Source organism: Citrobacter sp. Cpo109, from assembly GCF_030332565.1.
In the GTDB taxonomy this organism is placed as follows: domain Bacteria; phylum Pseudomonadota; class Gammaproteobacteria; order Enterobacterales; family Enterobacteriaceae; genus Citrobacter; species Citrobacter portucalensis.
This window is the reverse complement of the sequence record NZ_JAOWHQ010000042.1, coordinates 156,605-174,665: the sequence shown is the minus strand read 5'-3', so window position 1 is coordinate 174,665 and position 18,061 is coordinate 156,605. Positions and strand designations below refer to the sequence as shown.

27 protein-coding genes and 2 pseudogenes are annotated in these 18,061 nt (G+C 49.5%); 15 read left to right on the top strand and 14 right to left on the bottom strand.

Features of this window, described 5'->3' with window-relative positions:
* Positions 1–54: 54 nt before the first annotated feature.
* The 13 genes and pseudogenes from OGY71_RS02275 to OGY71_RS02215 all read right to left on the bottom strand — a co-directional run bounded on the left by OGY71_RS02275 (position 55) and on the right by OGY71_RS02215 (position 7,069).
* Positions 55–552 (bottom strand): hypothetical protein, encoded by a 498-nt coding sequence (locus OGY71_RS02275; RefSeq protein WP_247754133.1) that lies wholly within the window; start codon positions 550–552, stop codon positions 55–57.
* Positions 553–719: 167 nt separating this feature from the next.
* Complete coding sequence (locus OGY71_RS02270; RefSeq protein WP_033558943.1) at positions 720–1,298, bottom strand: DUF1133 family protein; 579 nt, start codon at positions 1,296–1,298, stop codon at positions 720–722.
* A gap of 14 nt (positions 1,299–1,312) precedes the next feature.
* On the bottom strand, positions 1,313–2,302 hold the full coding sequence (locus tag OGY71_RS02265) for a DUF968 domain-containing protein (protein ID WP_286612764.1): 990 nt from the start codon (positions 2,300–2,302) through the stop codon (positions 1,313–1,315).
* A pseudogene (locus tag OGY71_RS02260) lies at positions 2,299–2,953 on the bottom strand (phage antirepressor KilAC domain-containing protein). The gene OGY71_RS02265 and the pseudogene OGY71_RS02260 overlap by 4 nt, the downstream one beginning before the upstream one ends.
* Before the next feature lie 16 nt (positions 2,954–2,969).
* Positions 2,970–3,359 carry a RusA family crossover junction endodeoxyribonuclease gene (locus tag OGY71_RS02255; RefSeq protein WP_286612762.1) on the bottom strand — a complete coding sequence of 130 codons (390 nt, stop codon included), beginning with the start codon at positions 3,357–3,359 and terminating at the stop codon, positions 2,970–2,972.
* On the bottom strand, positions 3,356–3,676 hold the full coding sequence (locus OGY71_RS02250) for a LexA family protein (RefSeq protein ID WP_009364418.1): 321 nt from the start codon (positions 3,674–3,676) through the stop codon (positions 3,356–3,358). Before OGY71_RS02250 ends, OGY71_RS02255 begins: the two co-directional genes overlap by 4 nt.
* A gap of 1 nt (position 3,677) precedes the next feature.
* Positions 3,678–3,896, bottom strand: a complete 219-nt coding sequence (locus OGY71_RS02245) for a hypothetical protein (RefSeq protein WP_196027084.1) — start codon at positions 3,894–3,896, stop codon at positions 3,678–3,680.
* Entirely contained in the window at positions 3,883–4,551 is a 669-nt protein-coding gene (locus OGY71_RS02240; RefSeq protein WP_286612758.1) for an MT-A70 family methyltransferase, read from the bottom strand. Before OGY71_RS02240 ends, OGY71_RS02245 begins: the two co-directional genes overlap by 14 nt.
* On the bottom strand, positions 4,551–4,997 hold the full coding sequence (locus tag OGY71_RS02235) for a hypothetical protein (protein WP_286612756.1): 447 nt from the start codon (positions 4,995–4,997) through the stop codon (positions 4,551–4,553). The genes OGY71_RS02240 and OGY71_RS02235 overlap by 1 nt, the downstream gene beginning before the upstream one ends.
* Positions 4,997–5,872 carry a conserved phage C-terminal domain-containing protein gene (locus OGY71_RS02230; RefSeq protein WP_115207171.1) on the bottom strand — a complete coding sequence of 292 codons (876 nt, stop codon included), beginning with the start codon at positions 5,870–5,872 and terminating at the stop codon, positions 4,997–4,999. The genes OGY71_RS02235 and OGY71_RS02230 overlap by 1 nt, the downstream gene beginning before the upstream one ends.
* Entirely contained in the window at positions 5,862–6,041 is a 180-nt protein-coding gene (locus OGY71_RS02225) for a DUF4222 domain-containing protein (protein ID WP_071840634.1), read from the bottom strand. The genes OGY71_RS02230 and OGY71_RS02225 overlap by 11 nt, the downstream gene beginning before the upstream one ends.
* Positions 6,042–6,216: 175 nt before the next feature.
* Positions 6,217–6,780, bottom strand: coding sequence for a YmfL family putative regulatory protein (locus tag OGY71_RS02220; protein ID WP_016240141.1), 564 nt, complete (start codon positions 6,778–6,780; stop codon positions 6,217–6,219).
* Positions 6,781–6,811: 31 nt separating this feature from the next.
* Entirely contained in the window at positions 6,812–7,069 is a 258-nt protein-coding gene (locus OGY71_RS02215; protein ID WP_024195799.1) for a transcriptional regulator, read from the bottom strand.
* Positions 7,070–7,138: 69 nt separating this feature from the next.
* Here OGY71_RS02215 and OGY71_RS02210 point away from each other — a divergent pair, with 69 nt between their 5' ends.
* On the top strand, positions 7,139–7,858 hold the full coding sequence (locus tag OGY71_RS02210; RefSeq protein WP_032140310.1) for a LexA family transcriptional regulator: 720 nt from the start codon (positions 7,139–7,141) through the stop codon (positions 7,856–7,858).
* A gap of 414 nt (positions 7,859–8,272) precedes the next feature.
* Here OGY71_RS02210 and OGY71_RS02205 read toward each other — a convergent pair whose 3' ends face one another.
* Positions 8,273–8,773, bottom strand: coding sequence for a hypothetical protein (locus OGY71_RS02205; protein WP_048217444.1), 501 nt, complete (start codon positions 8,771–8,773; stop codon positions 8,273–8,275).
* 425 nt (positions 8,774–9,198) lie between these two features.
* On the opposite strand from OGY71_RS02205, the gene rdgC reads away from it, so the two are divergent.
* From rdgC to cmoB, 14 genes and pseudogenes are all read left to right on the top strand, one after another.
* Positions 9,199–10,116 carry a recombination-associated protein RdgC gene (rdgC, locus tag OGY71_RS02200; RefSeq protein ID WP_086538506.1) on the top strand — a complete coding sequence of 306 codons (918 nt, stop codon included), beginning with the start codon at positions 9,199–9,201 and terminating at the stop codon, positions 10,114–10,116.
* 385 nt (positions 10,117–10,501) lie between these two features.
* Complete coding sequence (locus OGY71_RS02195; protein ID WP_104651387.1) at positions 10,502–11,041, top strand: hypothetical protein; 540 nt, start codon at positions 10,502–10,504, stop codon at positions 11,039–11,041.
* Positions 11,029–11,205 (top strand): hypothetical protein, encoded by a 177-nt coding sequence (locus tag OGY71_RS02190; RefSeq protein ID WP_001253787.1) that lies wholly within the window; start codon positions 11,029–11,031, stop codon positions 11,203–11,205. Before OGY71_RS02195 ends, OGY71_RS02190 begins: the two co-directional genes overlap by 13 nt.
* Positions 11,202–11,456 (top strand): hypothetical protein, encoded by a 255-nt coding sequence (locus OGY71_RS02185; RefSeq protein WP_286612751.1) that lies wholly within the window; start codon positions 11,202–11,204, stop codon positions 11,454–11,456. Before OGY71_RS02190 ends, OGY71_RS02185 begins: the two co-directional genes overlap by 4 nt.
* Positions 11,457–11,476: 20 nt before the next feature.
* A pseudogene (locus tag OGY71_RS02180) lies at positions 11,477–11,992 on the top strand (hypothetical protein); the annotation flags it as partial.
* 1 nt (position 11,993) lies between these two features.
* The gene (locus OGY71_RS02175) at positions 11,994–12,230 is read left to right on the top strand and encodes a hypothetical protein (protein ID WP_044701701.1); all 237 of its coding nucleotides are present in this window, start codon (positions 11,994–11,996) and stop codon (positions 12,228–12,230) included.
* Complete coding sequence (locus OGY71_RS02170) at positions 12,227–12,838, top strand: hypothetical protein (protein ID WP_286612748.1); 612 nt, start codon at positions 12,227–12,229, stop codon at positions 12,836–12,838. Before OGY71_RS02175 ends, OGY71_RS02170 begins: the two co-directional genes overlap by 4 nt.
* 1 nt (position 12,839) lies before the next feature.
* Positions 12,840–13,409: a 3'-5' exonuclease gene (locus OGY71_RS02165; protein WP_286612747.1), complete on the top strand. Its 570-nt coding sequence runs from the start codon at positions 12,840–12,842 to the stop codon at positions 13,407–13,409.
* 39 nt (positions 13,410–13,448) lie between these two features.
* Complete coding sequence (locus OGY71_RS02160) at positions 13,449–13,685, top strand: excisionase family protein (protein ID WP_003839185.1); 237 nt, start codon at positions 13,449–13,451, stop codon at positions 13,683–13,685.
* A 58-nt stretch (positions 13,686–13,743) separates the two neighbouring features.
* The gene (locus tag OGY71_RS02155; protein ID WP_048216129.1) at positions 13,744–15,057 is read left to right on the top strand and encodes a tyrosine-type recombinase/integrase; all 1,314 of its coding nucleotides are present in this window, start codon (positions 13,744–13,746) and stop codon (positions 15,055–15,057) included.
* Positions 15,036–15,809, top strand: a complete 774-nt coding sequence (locus OGY71_RS02150) for a DUF72 domain-containing protein (protein ID WP_166465560.1) — start codon at positions 15,036–15,038, stop codon at positions 15,807–15,809. Before OGY71_RS02155 ends, OGY71_RS02150 begins: the two co-directional genes overlap by 22 nt.
* 52 nt (positions 15,810–15,861) lie before the next feature.
* Positions 15,862–16,257 carry an MAPEG family protein gene (locus OGY71_RS02145; RefSeq protein ID WP_003833847.1) on the top strand — a complete coding sequence of 132 codons (396 nt, stop codon included), beginning with the start codon at positions 15,862–15,864 and terminating at the stop codon, positions 16,255–16,257.
* A 40-nt stretch (positions 16,258–16,297) separates the two neighbouring features.
* Complete coding sequence (cmoA, locus tag OGY71_RS02140) at positions 16,298–17,041, top strand: carboxy-S-adenosyl-L-methionine synthase CmoA (RefSeq protein WP_003034686.1); 744 nt, start codon at positions 16,298–16,300, stop codon at positions 17,039–17,041.
* Positions 17,038–18,006, top strand: a complete 969-nt coding sequence (gene cmoB, locus OGY71_RS02135; protein WP_003833851.1) for a tRNA 5-methoxyuridine(34)/uridine 5-oxyacetic acid(34) synthase CmoB — start codon at positions 17,038–17,040, stop codon at positions 18,004–18,006. Before cmoA ends, cmoB begins: the two co-directional genes overlap by 4 nt.
* The last annotated feature ends 55 nt before the right edge of the window (positions 18,007–18,061 follow it).

Sequence of the window (18,061 nt, the reverse complement as noted above, 5' to 3'; positions counted from 1 at the left end):
GGGATATAGAAAAGGCCATGCATTTGCATAGCCCTGAAAGATGTTTATGCTTTATTAATTCGCTGGAATATCTGGCATGGCGCGATCCATAGAAGAGCTAATTAACGCCTTAATAGCGTTGCATACCTGATAAAATCCACCCTGCTGAGATGAGACAGAAAAACGGGAGACGTCGTCTCCTGAGCCTACTTCAGCATAAAATGATGAGTTCTCATACCAGAGTGAGATGCTTACGCCCTGCCTGTAGCCACCTGTTAGCGGAGAATCATCAAGAGTGGTTGCAATCACGAAATTCAAGTGGTAACGGCTGTCCATATTGAGTTGGGGGATTAAGACAGGAAAGAACTTCCCCTCCTCCTCCCAAATACCAATGTCCACATAAGGCCATCTTGTTCCGTCAGAACCAGTCCACTCACGAGATGTAAGATCAAGAGAACCTGAATACTCTCGTAGTAGTTCGCTCGCCTTCTCCTGAAGTTTATCCTGTAACTTCCATTGCGCCTCGACCAGTTTAGTGCGTTTTTCTTTCAGATCCTTAAATGTTAATTCCATGCCACTCTCCAGACAACTTTTGAAAGGAATCTGCATAGTAACTCACCCTGAAAGCACATGGTTATATTTCACTTACACTGAGTGCGAAAAGCAAAAACCCGCACGATGGCGGGTTTATTTTTTGTTCTGTTGCTCAGTTCGCTTTAACGTCCCGAGCCTACCACAATTTAAGCACTTTCTTGCTCACTCTGCAACTTAAATCTGTCGCTATTTGTGCCGAATGCGTCACAAACTGGAGCGTACAGGATCGATTCTGCCAGACTTAGCCAAGTGTCAATGCGACGACGGCAGGTGATCAGTGGCCAATCAGGATGTTTAGCCTGCAGTTCATTGGCCATCTGCAACTTGCTCTTACGTAGGCGATGGCGGTCGACAATCACGCTATAGAGCGATCGGTAGTCATCATTCATCAGTACAGAAGCAATGACACCGTCCACTAACAACCCTTCTTCGTCCGAACAGAACGCCAGGCCGCTTTTATTTTTGCTGTTGAGGATTTCACGCAGGTACGCTTCAAGTTCAGGCTTGGTGATTCCTGATTTCTTCATTCTGCGCAGAGCATCATTGATAGCTGTCTTGGTGATTTTTCCTGATGCCAGTAGCTGGTTAAACATATTCCCGCCACTACCACCGCCGATATAAGACCAGCGGCCCCACATGCGCAACTTACCCTGTATCCAGATGCTTTCCAGAGTACGAAGACGAACCATTTCACCAGATTTACCAACTTCAGAAGGATTAATCATTTAGAGTTCTCCACTTACGCCAGTACGCCGATTGCCAGCGCACGATCTATAACCCGAAACACCAGGGCCAGTTGGTCACCGTATTTCGATTCAAATGCCACAGGATCAGCATGCAACTCGTCGTGATGCTCTCTGCACAGAGGAATCACAAACAGGTCGTGTGCCTTTGTACCCATTCCACCCTGCCCGTGGCCAATCAGATGGTGGGGGTCGTCAGCTTGCTTGTTACAGCAGACGCACGGCTGGGCCTTAACCCATCTCGTGTATTTCTCATTCACCCAGCGGCGACGCTTGGGTTTAAGCATGAAGGATTCCGGCGTCTCTGGGTCAACCTTCATTGCCACTATCTTTTTCGCTTTCTCCTGTACCAGTTGTTTGGCGGGTAATGCCGGAACAATATCGCTTTCACGTGTTACCGACTGGTGAGTCTCTTCATTCAGACGAAGAGCTTTATGGGCTAAGGCTTCAGGTATTTCGTCAGCCAGGTCGTTCCTGACCATCCACCAGCAAAACTCCGGCAGCGTCAGAATGTGGTCCTCACTGAAACCTAATTGGCCGTTTACAACCTTCAGTAGCCAGGATACCAGGTTTTCACGGGCTATACCCGCCAGACCTTCAGTGAACTGATCACGAATTTTTAAGTCACAGCCCCAGCACGTGCGGATTGAGCCAGGTGCATGCCGGGTTATGGTGTAGTTGCGATCGTGCCACTCGCTGTGTGGGTACTGACATTCCAGTTTTCTTTCGAGCCAAACATCCAGTGAATTGAGTCCACCTGCACGATGTATGACCTTCTGATTTTCGAAGACATCACGCATTAACGGATCATTCTGAAGCTCCTGAGTTGTCTCAGGCAGCAGACCAGACGGTAACTCAGCCATTGACTCTGCCTGTGGCTCGATAAGAACACGCCCACGTCTGAACAGATGCATCAGTTCACTGCCTGGGCGAAATAACACTACCCCGGTCATCGGTGCCACTTCAGGTGTCAGTAATGCCCTCACGCTACCTGCCCCTTAGCAATATGCTCTGCCCACAGACCACCAATCCAACGAACACCCTTGGCGGTGAAGCGGGACTGATTGAACGCGTAATTTGTCTGGTTTGTCGTGCCCGTCTTCACCTCGAAGCGCCCTGCTTCGATATGCTTGCTCTTTGGCGTTAAGCAGCTTGGCCACCTGTCGGAAAGTCATTGAACCAGTAGCCGTCACATACCGATCAACGAACTCGGCCTTCGGTGCCGCTACTGCCAGTTCTTCACTCAGGCGCTGTTTCTGTTCTGCCAGATCAGCAGCAAGGCGCAAAGCTTCAGGAAGTGACCGTGGAACAATCATTCCACCGCTGCTCTCCAGTTCCTGCCAACGGTCAACAAGTCTGGCGGTAAACTCCGGCGATAACTGGGCAACGATCACATAGCTGTCTCGTTTGTTCACTTCGTAGTGATGGTAGGTCTGACCGTTCTGGGGATGGGTGTACTGCAATGCAGCATACCCTCCAATCACACCGGAATTCATGAGGCGCTCTATCGTTACGCAGACATTGCTGTGACGGGAATCAACCAGTTTCGCAATCTCACGGCTGGACATGGTGATCTGCTGCCCTACTGTCGCTGCATGATGGGTCGGACATGTTACTGTTATGCTCATCTGTTGCATGCTCTGTCTCCACTTATCAGGCGGCTGCACCCGCCACGGTTTCAAATCGACTGATCGTTATCTCTACCCTTCCAGGCTTTACTGCCGGCCCCCACTCGATAGCCATCCGTTTAACCTGACTGTCGTCTTCCCAGACTCTGGCATTCGTCAGTGCGTCGAACAGTGCTTTGTTGTAGTTGTCCAGATCCCGCCGTCTGTTATCTGGCGGGAAAAGAACTATGTTTATCTCAACGTTGACGTTAACTGGTTTCGGTATGCCGCCGTACTGCTCAACAACAGAGGCATAAACGTTCTTCTTGAACTTCCTCCCCATCTCACTGATCAGATGCTTACCCTTTAACGCCCCACGATCAGGGGCCCGGTAATAGGTGTTAACTGTTGGCGGGAATGGCAACGTTAATTTCATTGCTGAACACCTCTCGCTTCCAGCCATGACAAGGCGCGTTCTCTTGAATCGCTATCACCGTTAATGAGTGACTTGATGATCGATATCGCGTCTACCTCATCGTTTGCTGAAATAACGGTAATCCCCCTGGAAACTCCAGGCGCTACTGAGATATATCCCTTCTTCGCTATGGCCTTCACATGCTCCGCTGCCGCGTTTGGTGATGAGCAACCAATTAGCCCTGCCAGCTCACATATCGTTGGTGGGAATCCAAACCGGCGCTGATAGTTCACGATCGAACCAAGTACTTCACTTTGTCTCACGGTAAGTTTGTTCACTTCAGCGCTCCTTAATCCGCTTGTTCAGAATCCCGACTTCGAGATACAAATGAGATGGCGTAAAGCCGAGCTGCTTAACCATCCCCATGGCATCGTTAAAAATTGGCCTGGCTATTTCGTCACAATTCATACCAGGGTTAGCCTTGCGTTTAGCGGTTATTTCCTCGTTGCATCTTCTGGCGATGTTACGAAGGGCGTTACGTGCTTCAACGTCCTGCATAAGCCACCTCCAGCAGCGGAGCAGGTTTACCAACGTAACCAGGAGACATGATTACATCAGGGTTTTCTGCCTGATTTCCCCAGTGGTGCCAGCCAGGTGCACTGCAACGGCTGAACAGCTCAATGCGTGGAACATCGCCGTATAATTGCTCCAGACGGTAACGCGCTTCTGCAGGCTTCTGGCTGTGCTCGCCGAGTGGACTGTAGATAACCTGTTTTATGCTGGCGTTCTGACGCTCAAGACCCTTCCCTCTGGTGGCAATTAGCAGATCCTCGGTATTGGCGCGAGTATGGTTACCACCGTTCATTCGTGTCTGAGCGTTCAACAGGTCGAGGAAGTCGTAAAAGTCCTCTACTCCACCAGCCTGAAGCGCTTTGTTGATGTGCTGCTCAGCCAGTGAGTTAAACTTCACCCAGGTGAATCCCTTCATGGTCCGAACCTTAAAACCCCATGCCTCAGCAAGTTCGATCGCTTCACGTGTATGTGTACCAGTGAACCACATGGCCAGAACGGAATCTTCCGCAGCCAGCTCCCAGACAGGCAGGCGTTTTATGTCGATGAGTTTCATCGTGCCGTAATGGTTTTCCGCTGCACCATTGCTGATGGTGTTTCCGTATTCCCACGGCGGATCGGCGTAAATCAGTGAGTAGACCATTAGCGACCTCCCGAAAATCGACCAGCCAGATAACATCCGTCGTCGGCAATAACTACAGGCTTAGCCAGGCCAAGACAGCGCTGACGTTCTGCCAGTATTGCTGCTCGCTCTGATTCAATGGCTGATGCGCTGAACGCCTCCATGTAAATTGTCGCGGCACGGTGAAAAAGACCTTTCGACTCCAGACCTTTTGCCGTTTCCATCAGGGCGCTGACTTCAGGAGTTGGTTCAAACACTTCGAAGTGGCAATCTGCTGGCGGTTCCGCGTAGTAACGGAATTGTCGCCCGTCGCGTTTGCGCGTTGCCATTCCAGAACCATGCAGGCGGCAAACGGCGAGTTGGAGCCTGTCCTGGCTGAACTGGGTCAGACCTTCGATGATGTCCCTGGTCGTGGAGCCGGGGTTCATGGCAATAAACATCTGTACCGTTTTCAGAATGCTCATCATTACCCCCTGAATCCATCAGGAATGCGGGTATCACATTCGTATTTGGATTTGAAGCCTGCGGCTTCGCGTTCCCACTTCCCGTTCATCCAGGATGGGCGTCCAGCTGAATCCCATTTCTTGGCTTTCTCGAAATACTCAACGCAGTTCTCAGGAGCAAAGAGCGTCTTCGGACGCAGGTAATCCGACATTTTTGGGTCGTTCGCCCATTTCTCGTTCAGGTAATCGACCACCAGTATCAGGTCTTCAGGGCTGTAATCTTCAGCCAGGCGTCCACGGATATAACCCAACGTGGATTTTGTTCTGCCACCCTTCCCGTAGTTTGAGTTCGTTACCCGATTGAAATGATCCAGGACCAGAGATTCTGAATCGACCTGGTCTGGTTGCCTCGCAACCGGACTAATAGGTTTTGAATTTACTTGTGGTTCTTGTTTTGATTTTACTGACGGATCCCCACCAGATTCTGACGGGTCAAAACCGCCTTTTTTGCTGGATTTCGACGCCTCAAATTTTGACGGGTCGGATTTTGATGCATCAGATTTTGACGGGTCAGATTTTGATGCGTCAGATTCTGACAGGTGAGAAAAAGCAGCCTCTCGCAACTTAACGACGTTAAGCTGATATACGTTCGATGCGTTACGGTTCCCATTACGGCGCTGCTTACGGGAAAGCCAGCCATCCTTCTCAAGCTGAGCAAGGGCCGTCCTTACCGTACTTTCTCCAGCACCGATTTGACGTGCGATCGTGCCAATAGACGGCCAGCTAACACCCTCATCACTACTGAAGTCGGCCAGACGCGCCATGATGGCAACGCTGGATAACTTCATGCCTGACGAAGCGCATGCATCCCATACGTAACCGGTTAATTTAGTGCTCATGGTCGTCCTTTAATTCTGTAAATTTACGCTGGAATTGTTCAAGAGGGCTGAAGCACTCATGATCGTACCCTTCGCGAAGGTATATAACGCGCTGTGTATCTGGCTCCCAGCGGACAACTCTGACGGGAACTCCGTAGTGATCTCTGAACCGCCGGTTAACTTCAGCCATTCCTCGCGCCCCTTCTCGTTCATCTGAACAAATGCTTCTACCATCAAGTCTGCTGGCTGGTAGTTGCCTCCATCAGCCGCGTTATTTATGATTTCCACATAGCCGAACTGGGCATCTTTACCCACCGGCGGCAAACATCTGAATTGCTTAGCTGGTCTGAATCGGTTTACACTGTTCATGCGTTAGTTTCTCCACTGATACGACACGCCAAGGCGCCCGGAGCTGCACACTCGCGGGCGTCACCTTTTCTGCCTGTTGAAACGAATACGTCAATCGCCTGATCTGAAACACCAACCCCATAAAGCGCCATAAATCCCAGGAACCCGTGAATCTGGTGGCGGAGCTTCTTACTGAATAATTCTGAAAGCGTTTTGCGCTCTGATGAATCAATTACCCCATCAGCCGCTGCTGCCATCTTGGCATTAGCCAGCTCACCAGATGCTGCTGCCGCTTTCATCTCAATGCTGTACAGCTCAACGTTATCCAGGCTCTCAGCAGTTGGAACATCCACCAGCCATTTCCCTTTGCGGTTCGCCTGGTACTCGGCCAAGTAACAAGAACCAGACAGGTCCTCCATCCGTTCCAGTTCTGCCAAGGTAAAGAACCGACTGCCACACTTCTGGTACAGGTGGTTGTGGAACTGGTCGATAGTCATCCCTAAATCGGAAGCCATACCTAAGCGACCATGCTTGTGTGCCTTACACATCAGGCGGATTGCTGTATTTATGCTGTCTACCATGTTGATTTCCCTCTGGTAGTTAATAATCAACTTAAAGTTGACTATTGTTGTTAGCGGAAGGTATGCCGTCATTTTTGTTCGGATAAATATCAGGTCGTAATTGATGGGGAGTTACTACCCATCCGCCCCATTGGCAGAGTTGAATAACTCTTTCAGAAGGTACTCGGTTCTTTGCAATCCAGTTCGCAACAGATTGAACTGATTGGAATTCAAACCGCCTTGATACCTCTGAAATCGACCCGATCGCCTTCACAGCTTTAGCTGTTACATTCTTGTGTTGAGATGACATGTGTTCTCCTATGACTAAGCCTGCATCAATACTACTTATAGTAGCAATTATTAGCAACTTAAAATAGAAATGACAACTATGCCTTGTGCGCTTAATCTTCTACTTATGGTGGAAAATGCTAAATACAAAGACTTTGCCGAAAGGCTAAACAGGTCTCTCCAAGAGCAATCTATTGGAGTTAAAGAATTGTCAGAGTTCAGTGGTGTCTCGTATGAGATGGCGCGGCGCTACACTCTTGGTACTGCAAAGCCGAGAGATGAGAAGATGATTCGAATTGCAGAAAGACTTGCCGTCTCACCGGCTTATCTTGATTATGGTGTGCCTGTTAATGGTGGCGACGCGCCAGCCAAAGGCACGGTCAGAATAGAGCAATTGGATGTTCATGCTTCAGCCGGTTCCGGATATATAAACCAACCATTCCCTACAATAGTGAGCTCAATAGAGATTCCAGAAGAGAGGATCTTCGAGTTGTTTGGTCGTAGAAGCCTTGATGGCATCGTCATGATAAATGTTGATGGCGATAGCATGATGCCCACGCTTTGCCCAAAGGACCTGCTTTTCATAGACAGCAAGGTTGAACAATTCAGCGGCGACGGCGTTTATGTGTTCAATTTTGAAGACAGTACGTTCGTTAAACGTTTGCAGAAGGTAAAAGGGCGCCGACTGGCAGTTCTTTCAGACAATGAACATTACCCGCCCTTCTTCATAGAGGAGCATGAAATGAATGAACTATACATATTCGGCAAGCTAATCAGATGCTTACCTCTAAAAATGATAGAGTTTGGCTAATAATTAATTCATCAAGAAACCGGCGAAAGCCGGTTTTTTTACGCCTCCAATTCCTCACCTCATAACACTACACTACTAAAAATTTCATTTTTCTACTTTTTGTTGTTGCAATTATCTACTTAAAGTAGCTATAGTCATTGCATCGAAAGCGAACAGGCAGGACGCCCACGAAGTAGCCGCCGGTGGCGTATGAATAACCGGATGATTCGCAGGCAACAAAAAAGCGCCCATCGGACGCTTAGCTCTTTAACAATCTGGATACCCCAACCAAAGTAATTGTTTATTTACTTGGTGGCGCAGGAGGACGCGGTTGTGTAGGTACGTGTCCATGCCTGTCTGGATGAGGAGATGAGTGGTCCATCAGTAAAATCTCATCCTTTAGGTGCTGGTGGTCTGGGTTTCGGGGGACGATGGTTAGGAATTATCGGCACGGGTTTTGACATCTTTTTTCACCTTTTTTGTTCGGGGCAGGTCACCCGCAATCCAGGCAATCACGCTGTGTATGAATGATATTTCAGAATCATCATTACGTCCCAGAGCGATGCAGGTTCGCTTAAATGCAGCATCTTGCAGCGACCGCCAAGGGTTACTGTCGGCATCCTGGATCTTCAGATATCTGGCTCTTAGTTCATCATCAGGAAGAATTGAGAATTCAACAAGTAAACGCTTGTATTGCCTCATTTGCTCCTTAGATAACCCCGCTTCTTGCCCAAATTGATAAACCAGCTGAAGTACAGACAGAACGGCAACAGAAACACCAAAAATAAACATATTGCTGAATGGAGCAAAGACAGAAAAGCCCAAGACGATAAGGATAAGGGTAATGCTTTTATCTATTCGGTTCAGAAGGGTGTAATTCATTTTTTCAATGAAATACGAATAGTTGATATCAAACTCCAAATCGTCCCGGTTCATATAACACCTCAGTCTTCTTTTGGTGGAGCCGGTGGCCTTTGCTGAACCGGCATGTGCTTCTCTTCGTAATCAAGATATTGCATCTCAGTTCCTTATGACTATTGGGGGTATCCAGATTATCGCATTCCTGACTGTTGGGGAATAGCAGGATCCACCGCGCCTGATGTGGTTAAAAGCAGGCCAAAGCAATAACAATTAACTCCCTGTTCTGGCGGCCCGGTGTTTTCCCGTTTGTCCGGTAACCGCCAGCCTTTTTCAGGGCACAACAGAAAAGGGCATCACCGGGCGACGGGCTCATAACCCAATCCACCCGGGCAAAAAGAAAGCGGTCTCTGCAAGCCGCCGACCAATGCAGGTGCCCTTCTCTGTTGTGTATGGAGAAACTAACTTTTTAGCGCCGGTGCAGAGGCGTTGAGGAACCGAGAATGAACAATCCGTTTTTCAAAAATATGTTGGTGTATCGCATTAGTCGCGATTTCACCATCAACCAGGAAGAGCTGGAACAGCAGCTTGAACTATTTCGCTTCACTCCTTGCGGTAGCCAGGATATGGCAAAAACCGGTTGGGTATCACCACTTGGTCAGCTGTCAGATCGCTTGCATCACACTGTCAATAATCAAGTGTTGTTGGTTATTCGCCGGGAAGAAAAAATACTGCCATCTCCTGTCATTGCTGAAGAACTGCGCAAGCGTGTGTCGCGTCTGGAATCCGATCAGGGGCGTCGCCTCAAAAAAACTGAGAAAGATTCGCTGCGTGATGAAGTGTTGCACTCCCTGCTTCCTCGGGCGTTCTCCAAAAACTCGACTGTTAGTTTGTGGATCAACGTCACCGACGGTCTGATCATGGTTGATGCAGCCAGCGCTAAACGTGCCGAAGACTCACTGGCCCTGCTTCGTAAAACTCTCGGTTCTCTCCCGGTGGTACCGCTGACTATGGAAACGCCGATCGAACTAACTATGACCGAATGGGTTCGTTCCGGTAGTGCGCCTGCTGGCTTTGGCCTGGGTGATGAAGCCGAACTGAAAGCCATTCTTGAAAATGGCGGTATCGGACGCTTTAAAAAACAGGCTCTGGTCAGCGACGAAATTCATGTGCATCTGGAAGCTGGCAAAGTAGTTACAAAGCTGTCTATCGACTGGCAACAGCGCATTCAGTTCGTTCTTTGCGATGACGGCAGCATCAAACGCCTTAAGTTCTCTAATGAGATTACAGAACAAAACGACGATATCGACCGTGAGGATGCGGCTCAGCGGTTCGACGCTGACTTTGTTCTAATGACCGGCGAGCTTATCTCTCTCATTAACGGATTAACAACCTCTCTCGGCGGCGAAGCCAAGCGATAAACACCAGGCAGCAATTACCCCATAAGCATGGGTTGGGTTGCTGCACTCCAAATCTGGCGAAGGTTGGTTCGGAGGGCAGATGAATCATATCGAATTTATTGAGAAGAATGTCAGGGAAATCCTTATAAAACAAGGCTTTTCTTCTTCAGTAGCGCAGGGGGGGCATGGCAAGCGATTGATTTATATAAGCGCATGTCACAAGCCAGTAAAAAGGGTGCAATTTTTGATGACGTGATGAGGCATGCGAAAGCATGGGCAGATAAACAGGTTTCGAAAACTGAAGTCACGAAAAGTAAACGCAATCAACCTAAAAACCAAGGTGGTCTGTTTTAAATATTCAGGCCAATAAGTTTGCGCGGTGCAGCGCGCCAATATGGAGAAAACCATGAGCTACATTCAGACATTATCCGGTAAAAAATTTAACTACCTGACCGCCACTATCGACGATATCGATGTTGAGGATATCGCGACTGCTCTTTCCAACATCTGTCGATTCGCTGGGCATCTGCCAGAGTTCTACAGCGTGGCCCAGCACTCTGTGCTTGTAAGCCAGATTGTTCCGCCAGAGTTCGCCTTTGAAGCGCTGATGCACGACGCTGCGGAGGCATATTGCCAGGATATTCCAGCCCCGCTCAAAGCCTTGCTGCCTGACTACCAGCGCATGGAAACTTATATTGATGGTCTTATCCGCTTTAAATTCGGTATCCAGCTTGAGCAAGCTGCCGTCGTGAAATATGCCGATCTAACCATGTTAGCTACCGAGCGCCGTGATCTGGAAATCGATGACGGTTCGAAGTGGGAAATTCTCGAAGGTATTCCCTGCTCTGATCTCGTTCAGGTTATTCCTCTCCGTCCTGGTCAAGCCTATGGCCTGTTCATGAATCGCTTTAACGAACTGGTGGAGCTGCGCCAATGCGCCGCATGAAGGTAAAAGAACTCGTAGCGGAGGCTTTTGCCTCCGTTGCTGAATTGCCACCAAAGCATGCACCGCTTATGCGCGAAGTCGCCACCAGACTGGAAGCTACGTTCGCAGCATTAAAAGAGTCTCTGGTGCAACTGGAACAGGAACGTAAAGGTAAAACGCCATGACCGTATTTGAATATCTCCAGGCTCACCCCAACGCCACCAGCGCTGAAATAGCTAAGGGTTTAAACAAAAAAACAGCTTCGATCGCTGGTTCGTTATCGCAACTCTTTACCACTGGCAGGATCGTGAAGTCTGGTGTTCGCAAGGGCATTCCAACATACCGTGTTAACGATATGCCGTTTGGATGCAGTAACAGCCTAACCATGATGTTTAACCAGCTGTTGAATAGAGCAAGACAGGGAACTGCACAATGAGCAAATCACTTGAAGTGCTAATTGCCAAAATCAAAAAGCAGATTGAAAGCTATGACTCCGTAATTTTGAAGGAAAGTGAAGCCATGGCACTTATCACAGAACTGGAGGCAAAATCCGCGCCAGAATCGTTCAGTGTCATCGGCAAAAACATTTTATCGCAGGATAACCGTATTACATCCGACCCGATGTTTTGCGTTTACCAAAAGCGCGAAATCGTTGTTGATGCTGATTACGACTATGACCGCATCGTTTGGATTGATGAAGATGGTAACGAAGCTAATGAGCGCCAACGAATGCGCCTTGAATTGCTCCATGAAAACTTCCGTGAACCACCTGAAAAATGGCGCAGAGTTGCCGTGAAAGAAATTGATGATTTCGTTACCTGCTGTTTCACCGAACAGGGATGCAATGACTACCTGGCATGTAATGGCCACAACCTACGACTGCCATTCATCTACGTCAAAAGCGGATTTAGGAATGCCGAGTTTATCAGCGTTCGTAACTGGCTCGCTGGCATTGGCGTGAAGGGGGAGTGAGATGGCTGACGTAACCAAAATGGAGTGCGTTCATTCCACTAATCCTGAGTGGTTTTCACCAGGTGATATTTATGATTCCGAGAAACGCGGACCTGATATTTGTATTTGTGGTGACAACCTCGTGTCCGACCTTAACCCGGAAGACTGGTACGAGATGAGCCAGCGAGTCGATGGGCTATGGTTTCTTACCGGCTTTCAGCAATCAGTATTGTTTAGAACCGTGAGGACTAACCCATGACAACTAACAACCACCCGGCGCACGGTCCTGTATCACTCGATCGCCTGCACCAGATAAGCGAAATACTCAGCAAAGCAGCAGCACAAAGCGACGGCGGTAATCTCGGATACGCAATGGCTGATGCTGTGAAGGTGATTGATGGGGCTATAGCAGTGTTTGGTGCTGAGCCTGTGCTTTATGCCGCTGAGGAAACTCTGGCTTATGCCAAGATGGGTGAACTTCATCTTAAGTGCCTGTCTCAGCCAATGGGAGATGCTGTGATTCCGCTTTACGTTCACCGCCAAGCGACTGACGAAATTGGCTCATGGAATAACCACATGAACACGCCTACTGCTCAGGCTGGCAACTCTCCGGTAACTCAGGATGGTTACGTGCTGGTCCCGAAGAAACTAACCGCTGAGAACGGCGCAAAAAGAGTGCTGTCCGGTGAGTTTTCAGAAACGAAATTTATAAACTGCCCAGAGTGTTTTGGTGATGATGATTGCGAAACATGCGACGGCAGCGGTCGAATTGAGATAACAGTGCCAGTCAGTTGGACGAATATCAAGGCTATTTGGGCTAAAGGTGTCGAGCATTTCGCAGCAGCACCGCAGCAGGAGAATGTATAACGTGAACAATTTAATGATCGACCTCGAATCCATGGGCAAAAAACCGAATGCCCCTATCGTCTCCATTGGTGCCGTGTTCTTCGATCCGCAAAGCGGTGAACTGGGTCAGGAGTTTTACACCGCCGTTAACCTTGAAAGCACTATGGAGCAGGGAGCGGTGCCGGATGGTGACACTATTCTGTGGTGGTTAAGACAAAGCTCAGAAGCACGATCAGCAATCTGTGTTGATGATGCGATGCCGATATCGTCTGCCCTATCTGAACTGAGCCATTTCATTAACCGGCATTCTGATAACCCGAAATATTTAAAAGTTTGGGGCAATGGAGCTACTTTCGACAACGTTATATTGCGCGGCGCATATGAGCGTGCCGGCCAGGTTTGCCCATGGCAATTTTGGAATGATCACGACGTCAGAACCATCGTCACATTAGGCAGAGTTGTAGGTTTCGATCCTAAGCGTGATATGCCATTTGATGGGGTAGCACATAACGCACTGGCTGATGCCCGCCACCAGGCGAAATATGTTTCAGCGATTTGGCAGAAACTAATACCAACCACCAGCAACAGCTAAAGTTTCCCCGGGTGCAGCCGGGATAATGGAGAAATAACTATGAGCAATATTTTCCAGTTAGCTCCCAACGATTGGGTTTGTGAAAGCGTTCTGATCGCGGTTACCGGGCTCAAACCCGGAACCATCCTCCGTGCCAGAAAAGAATGCTGGATGATTGGGAGGGAGTATATCCACGTATCGCCTGACGGAAATCCTAAACCTTCCAGTGAGTGCATGTATAACAGAAAGGCTGTAGATGCCTGGGTCGCTTCAATGAAAAGCAAGCAGCCAGGGTGATTTGATGCCATGAAAAAGGTAAGCTCGTATCGCTCTTGGGCGTCTGGAGGTAACACCAATGGATAAAGTCACATATCCAACAGGCGTCGAAAACCACGGTGGCACTTTACGCATCTGGTTTAATTTTAAAGGTAAGCGTGTCAGGGAAAGTCTCGGTGTCCCTGACACCGCTAAGAACAGGAAGATAGCCGGGGAACTGCGGACATCAGTATGTTTTGCCATCCGCACAGGAACCTTTGATTATGCAACCCAGTTTCCTGACTCCCCTAACCTCAAGGCTTTTGGTGTAAGTAAAAAAGACATTACAGTGAAAGAACTTGAAGAAAAATGGCTGGATCTGAAACGGATGGAAATCTGCGCGAACGCATTCAATCGCTATGAGTCTGTCGCAAGGAATATGGTGCCGAGGATCGGAGGTAATCGCTTGGTATCAGCAGTAACCAAAGAGGAATTGCTGTATCTCAGGAAAGATTTGCTAACTGGTTACCAGAATCCGACGAAAAACAAAGTCCCGGCAAAAGGGCGAAGCGTTGTTACCGTGAACTATTACATGACGACAATGGCCGGAATGTTTCAGTTTGCTGCGGATCACGGTTACTTAGAGGTGAACCCATTCGAGGGAATTAAGCCTCTGAAAAAAGCCAGGGCAGAACCAGATCCTCTGTCTCGTGATGAATTTATTCGCCTGATAGATGCATGCCGGCATCAGCAGACGAAAAACCTGTGGTCATTAGCAGTGTACACAGGAATGCGTCACGGGGAACTGGTCTCCCTGGCCTGGGAAGATATCGACCTGAAGGCGGGAACAATTACCGTCAGGCGTAATTATACGAAACTTGGTGAGTTCACTCTACCGAAAACCGAGGCAAGCACAGATCGAGTAGTGCATCTTATCCAGCCCGCAATCAGTATCCTGAAAAATCAGGCTGAAATGACAAGGCTGGGCAGGCAATATCACATTGAAGTGCAGTTACGTGAGTACGGCCGTTCGGTGAACCATGAGTGTACATTCGTCTTTAACCCGCATGTAGTCAGACGCAGTAAGCAGGTCGGATTTATCTACCGGGTCGATTCAGTAGGCGACTCATGGGAAGCGGCACTAAAGCGCGCGGGGATCAGACACAGAAAGGCGTACCAGTCACGACATACCTATGCGTGCTGGTCATTATCTGCTGGTGCAAACCCGAGTTTTATTGCCAGTCAGATGGGGCATGCGAGCGCGCAGATGGTGTTCAATGTTTACGGTGCATGGATGGCTGACAGCAGCGCAGAGCAGATCGCAATGCTGAATCAGAAGCTGGCAGATTTTGCCCCATTGATGCCCCATAGCCACGAGAACAGTACGGGAGGATTATTAAAATCAGTAAGTTAACCCCTAACGCCCGTCATGTTAACTGCGTGGAGGGCAATACCACGCTGTATGCGCTGCCTAAAGCCGATATTGTTGCCCGCTGGCAGGCGCAGACCACCGATGCGTTTCGATTTTGTTTTAAGTTTCCGGCGACCATCTCGCACCAGGCCGCGCTGCGTAATTGTGATGACCTGGTACAGGAATTTTTTACGCGTATGTCGCCGCTGGAATCGCGCATTGGACAATACTGGCTGCAATTACCCGCGACCTTTAGCCCACGCGACCTGCCTGCCCTGTGGCAGTTTCTCGATGCGCTCCCGAAACCCTTTACCTACGGTGTGGAAGTTCGCCATCCAGACTTCTTTGCCAAAGGCGAAGCCGAACAGCTATTTAATCGCGGTTTACACGAGCGTGGAGTAAACCGGGTGATTCTGGACAGCCGCCCGGTGCATGCCGCAATCCCACATACTGAAGCAATACGTGACGCTCAGCGCAAAAAACCGAAGGTTCCGGTGCATGCTGTGGTGACGGCAAACCATCCGATGGTACGCTTTATCGGTAGCGATGATATGGCACAAAACAGCGCCCTTTTTGCCGTCTGGCTGACCAAGCTGCCGCTATGGCAACGCACCACGACGCCGTATCTGTTTTTGCATACGCCGGACATCGCGCAAGCCCCGGAGCTTGTTGATACGCTATGGGCAGATTTACACAGTGCTCTGCCAGAGATCGGATCAGCACCCTCTATTCCACAGCAATCTTCTCTTTTCTGAAAATGCCACCTATCATAGTCAGTGCCAGCAGCCATTTTAAAAGGGAGTTTGTATGGTAAGCGCGCTTTATGCCGTATTGGGTGCGTTATTGTTAATAAAGTTCTCCTTTGACGTCGTTCGCCTGCGCATGCAATATCGCGTTGCCTATGGCGATGGAGGTTTTAGTGAACTGCAAAGCGCTATCCGCATTCACGGTAATGCGGTGGAATATATTCCCGTCGCGTTAGTGCTGCTGTTATTTATGGAAATGAACGGCGCAGAGACGTGGATGGTGCATATTTGCGGGCTGATGTTGATTGCCGGACGTCTGATGCATTATTACGGATTCCACCACCGGCTCTTCCGCTGGCGCCGTTCAGGCATGAGCGCAACCTGGTGTTCGCTGTTGCTAATGGTGCTGGCGAATCTTTGGTATATGCCCTGGGAGTTGGTTTTCTCCCTGCATTAGCGCACAATACGCCACTTTATTTTTCCCGGATTTTTACGTTATGTCTCACCGCGACACGCTTTTTTCTGCGCCTATCGCCAGTCTGGGTGACTGGACCTTTGATGAACGGGTAGCTGAAGTCTTCCCGGATATGATCCAGCGTTCCGTTCCTGGCTATTCCAATATCATATCTATGATTGGCATGCTGGCCGAACGTTTCGTACAACCCAACACGCAGGTCTACGATCTGGGCTGTTCTCTGGGCGCGGCGACGCTCTCGGTGCGTCGCAATATTCATCACGAGAATTGCAAAATTATTGCCGTCGATAACTCCCCGGCGATGGTTGAGCGCTGCCGTCGTCATATTGATGCCTATAAGGCACCGACCCCGGTTGAGGTTGTCGAAGGCGATATTCGCAACATTACTATCGAAAACGCCTCGATGGTGGTGCTGAATTTTACCCTGCAATTCCTTGAGCCACCTGAGCGCCAGGCATTGTTGGATAAGATTTATCAAGGGTTGAATCCCGGCGGCGCGCTGGTGCTGTCTGAAAAATTCAGTTTCGAAGACGCTAACGTTGGCGAGTTGCTGTTCAACATGCACCACGACTTCAAACGGGCCAATGGCTACAGCGAACTGGAAATTAGCCAGAAACGCAGCATGCTGGAAAACGTGATGCTGACCGACTCGGTAGAAACGCACAAAGCGCGACTGCATCAAGCCGGCTTTGAGCACAGCGAATTGTGGTTCCAGTGCTTCAACTTTGGCTCTCTGGTGGCGTTGAAAGCTGAGGTTAGCGCATGATCGATTTTGGTAACTTTTATCAGTTGATTGCCAAAAATCATCTGTCCCATTGGCTGGAAACGCTTCCGGCGCAAATCGCTGCCTGGCAGCGCGATCAGCACGGTCTTTTTAAGCAATGGTCAAACGCCGTCGAGTTTCTGCCCGAGCTGACGCCGCATCGTCTGGACTTACTACACAGCGTTACCGCAGAAAGTAAAGAACCGCTCAGCGAAGGCCAGCTTAAACGCATCGACACCCTGATGCGGAACCTGATGCCATGGCGTAAAGGACCGTACTCGCTGTACGGCGTCAACATCGATACCGAATGGCGTTCCGACTGGAAATGGGATCGTGTCCTGCCGCACTTGTCTGATCTCACCGGGCGGACCATTCTTGACGTCGGCTGCGGCAGTGGCTATCACATGTGGCGCATGATTGGCGCGGGGGCGCATCTGGCGGTTGGCATCGATCCTACGCAACTGTTCCTGTGCCAGTTTGAGGCGGTGCGTAAACTGCTGGGCAATGACCAGCGCGCTCACCTGCTGCCGCTGGGCATTGAGCAACTTCCAGCGCTCAACGCCTTTGACACTGTGTTCTCCATGGGCGTGCTTTATCACCGCCGATCGCCACTGGAACACCTGTGGCAGTTAAAAGATCAGTTGGTTAAAGATGGCGAACTGGTGCTGGAAACGCTGGTCGTCGAAGGTGATGAAAATACCGTACTGGTGCCGGGCGATCGCTACGCGCAGATGCGTAACGTCTACTTTATTCCGTCTGCGCTGGCGCTAAAAAACTGGCTGGAAAAATGTGGTTTTGTTGATGTGCGCATCGCCGATGTCTGCGTCACCACCACCGAAGAGCAACGCCGCACCGAGTGGATGGTAACCGAGTCGCTGGCCGACTTCCTCGATCCGAACGACCACAGCAAAACGGTGGAAGGCTACCCCGCCCCATTACGTGCAGTATTGATTGCGCGTAAGCCGTAATAGATTGCCGAATGACCGTTACGTATAGCACCGTTTCTCCAAAATAGTTCAAGTT

Coding starts and splice junctions, on each gene's coding strand:
- rdgC (WP_086538506.1), top strand. CDS start 9,199: ATGAACAATCCGTTTTTCAAAAATATGTTGGTGTATCGCATTAGTCGC.
- OGY71_RS02220 (WP_016240141.1), bottom strand. CDS start 6,780: ATGGTAGACAGCATAAATACAGCAATCCGCCTGATGTGTAAGGCACAC.
- OGY71_RS02145 (WP_003833847.1), top strand. CDS start 15,862: ATGGTAAGCGCGCTTTATGCCGTATTGGGTGCGTTATTGTTAATAAAG.
- OGY71_RS02245 (WP_196027084.1), bottom strand. CDS start 3,896: ATGCAGGACGTTGAAGCACGTAACGCCCTTCGTAACATCGCCAGAAGA.
- OGY71_RS02235 (WP_286612756.1), bottom strand. CDS start 4,997: ATGATGAGCATTCTGAAAACGGTACAGATGTTTATTGCCATGAACCCC.
- OGY71_RS02195 (WP_104651387.1), top strand. CDS start 10,502: ATGAGCTACATTCAGACATTATCCGGTAAAAAATTTAACTACCTGACC.
- OGY71_RS02215 (WP_024195799.1), bottom strand. CDS start 7,069: ATGTCATCTCAACACAAGAATGTAACAGCTAAAGCTGTGAAGGCGATC.
- OGY71_RS02190 (WP_001253787.1), top strand. CDS start 11,029: ATGCGCCGCATGAAGGTAAAAGAACTCGTAGCGGAGGCTTTTGCCTCC.
- OGY71_RS02230 (WP_115207171.1), bottom strand. CDS start 5,872: ATGAGCACTAAATTAACCGGTTACGTATGGGATGCATGCGCTTCGTCA.
- OGY71_RS02270 (WP_033558943.1), bottom strand. CDS start 1,298: ATGATTAATCCTTCTGAAGTTGGTAAATCTGGTGAAATGGTTCGTCTT.
- OGY71_RS02185 (WP_286612751.1), top strand. CDS start 11,202: ATGACCGTATTTGAATATCTCCAGGCTCACCCCAACGCCACCAGCGCT.
- cmoA (WP_003034686.1), top strand. CDS start 16,298: ATGTCTCACCGCGACACGCTTTTTTCTGCGCCTATCGCCAGTCTGGGT.
- OGY71_RS02210 (WP_032140310.1), top strand. CDS start 7,139: ATGACAACTATGCCTTGTGCGCTTAATCTTCTACTTATGGTGGAAAAT.
- cmoB (WP_003833851.1), top strand. CDS start 17,038: ATGATCGATTTTGGTAACTTTTATCAGTTGATTGCCAAAAATCATCTG.
- OGY71_RS02170 (WP_286612748.1), top strand. CDS start 12,227: ATGACAACTAACAACCACCCGGCGCACGGTCCTGTATCACTCGATCGC.
- OGY71_RS02275 (WP_247754133.1), bottom strand. CDS start 552: ATGGAATTAACATTTAAGGATCTGAAAGAAAAACGCACTAAACTGGTC.
- OGY71_RS02160 (WP_003839185.1), top strand. CDS start 13,449: ATGAGCAATATTTTCCAGTTAGCTCCCAACGATTGGGTTTGTGAAAGC.
- OGY71_RS02225 (WP_071840634.1), bottom strand. CDS start 6,041: ATGGCTGAAGTTAACCGGCGGTTCAGAGATCACTACGGAGTTCCCGTC.
- OGY71_RS02255 (WP_286612762.1), bottom strand. CDS start 3,359: ATGAAATTAACGTTGCCATTCCCGCCAACAGTTAACACCTATTACCGG.
- OGY71_RS02155 (WP_048216129.1), top strand. CDS start 13,744: ATGGATAAAGTCACATATCCAACAGGCGTCGAAAACCACGGTGGCACT.
- OGY71_RS02175 (WP_044701701.1), top strand. CDS start 11,994: ATGGCTGACGTAACCAAAATGGAGTGCGTTCATTCCACTAATCCTGAG.
- OGY71_RS02240 (WP_286612758.1), bottom strand. CDS start 4,551: ATGGTCTACTCACTGATTTACGCCGATCCGCCGTGGGAATACGGAAAC.
- OGY71_RS02205 (WP_048217444.1), bottom strand. CDS start 8,773: ATGAACCGGGACGATTTGGAGTTTGATATCAACTATTCGTATTTCATT.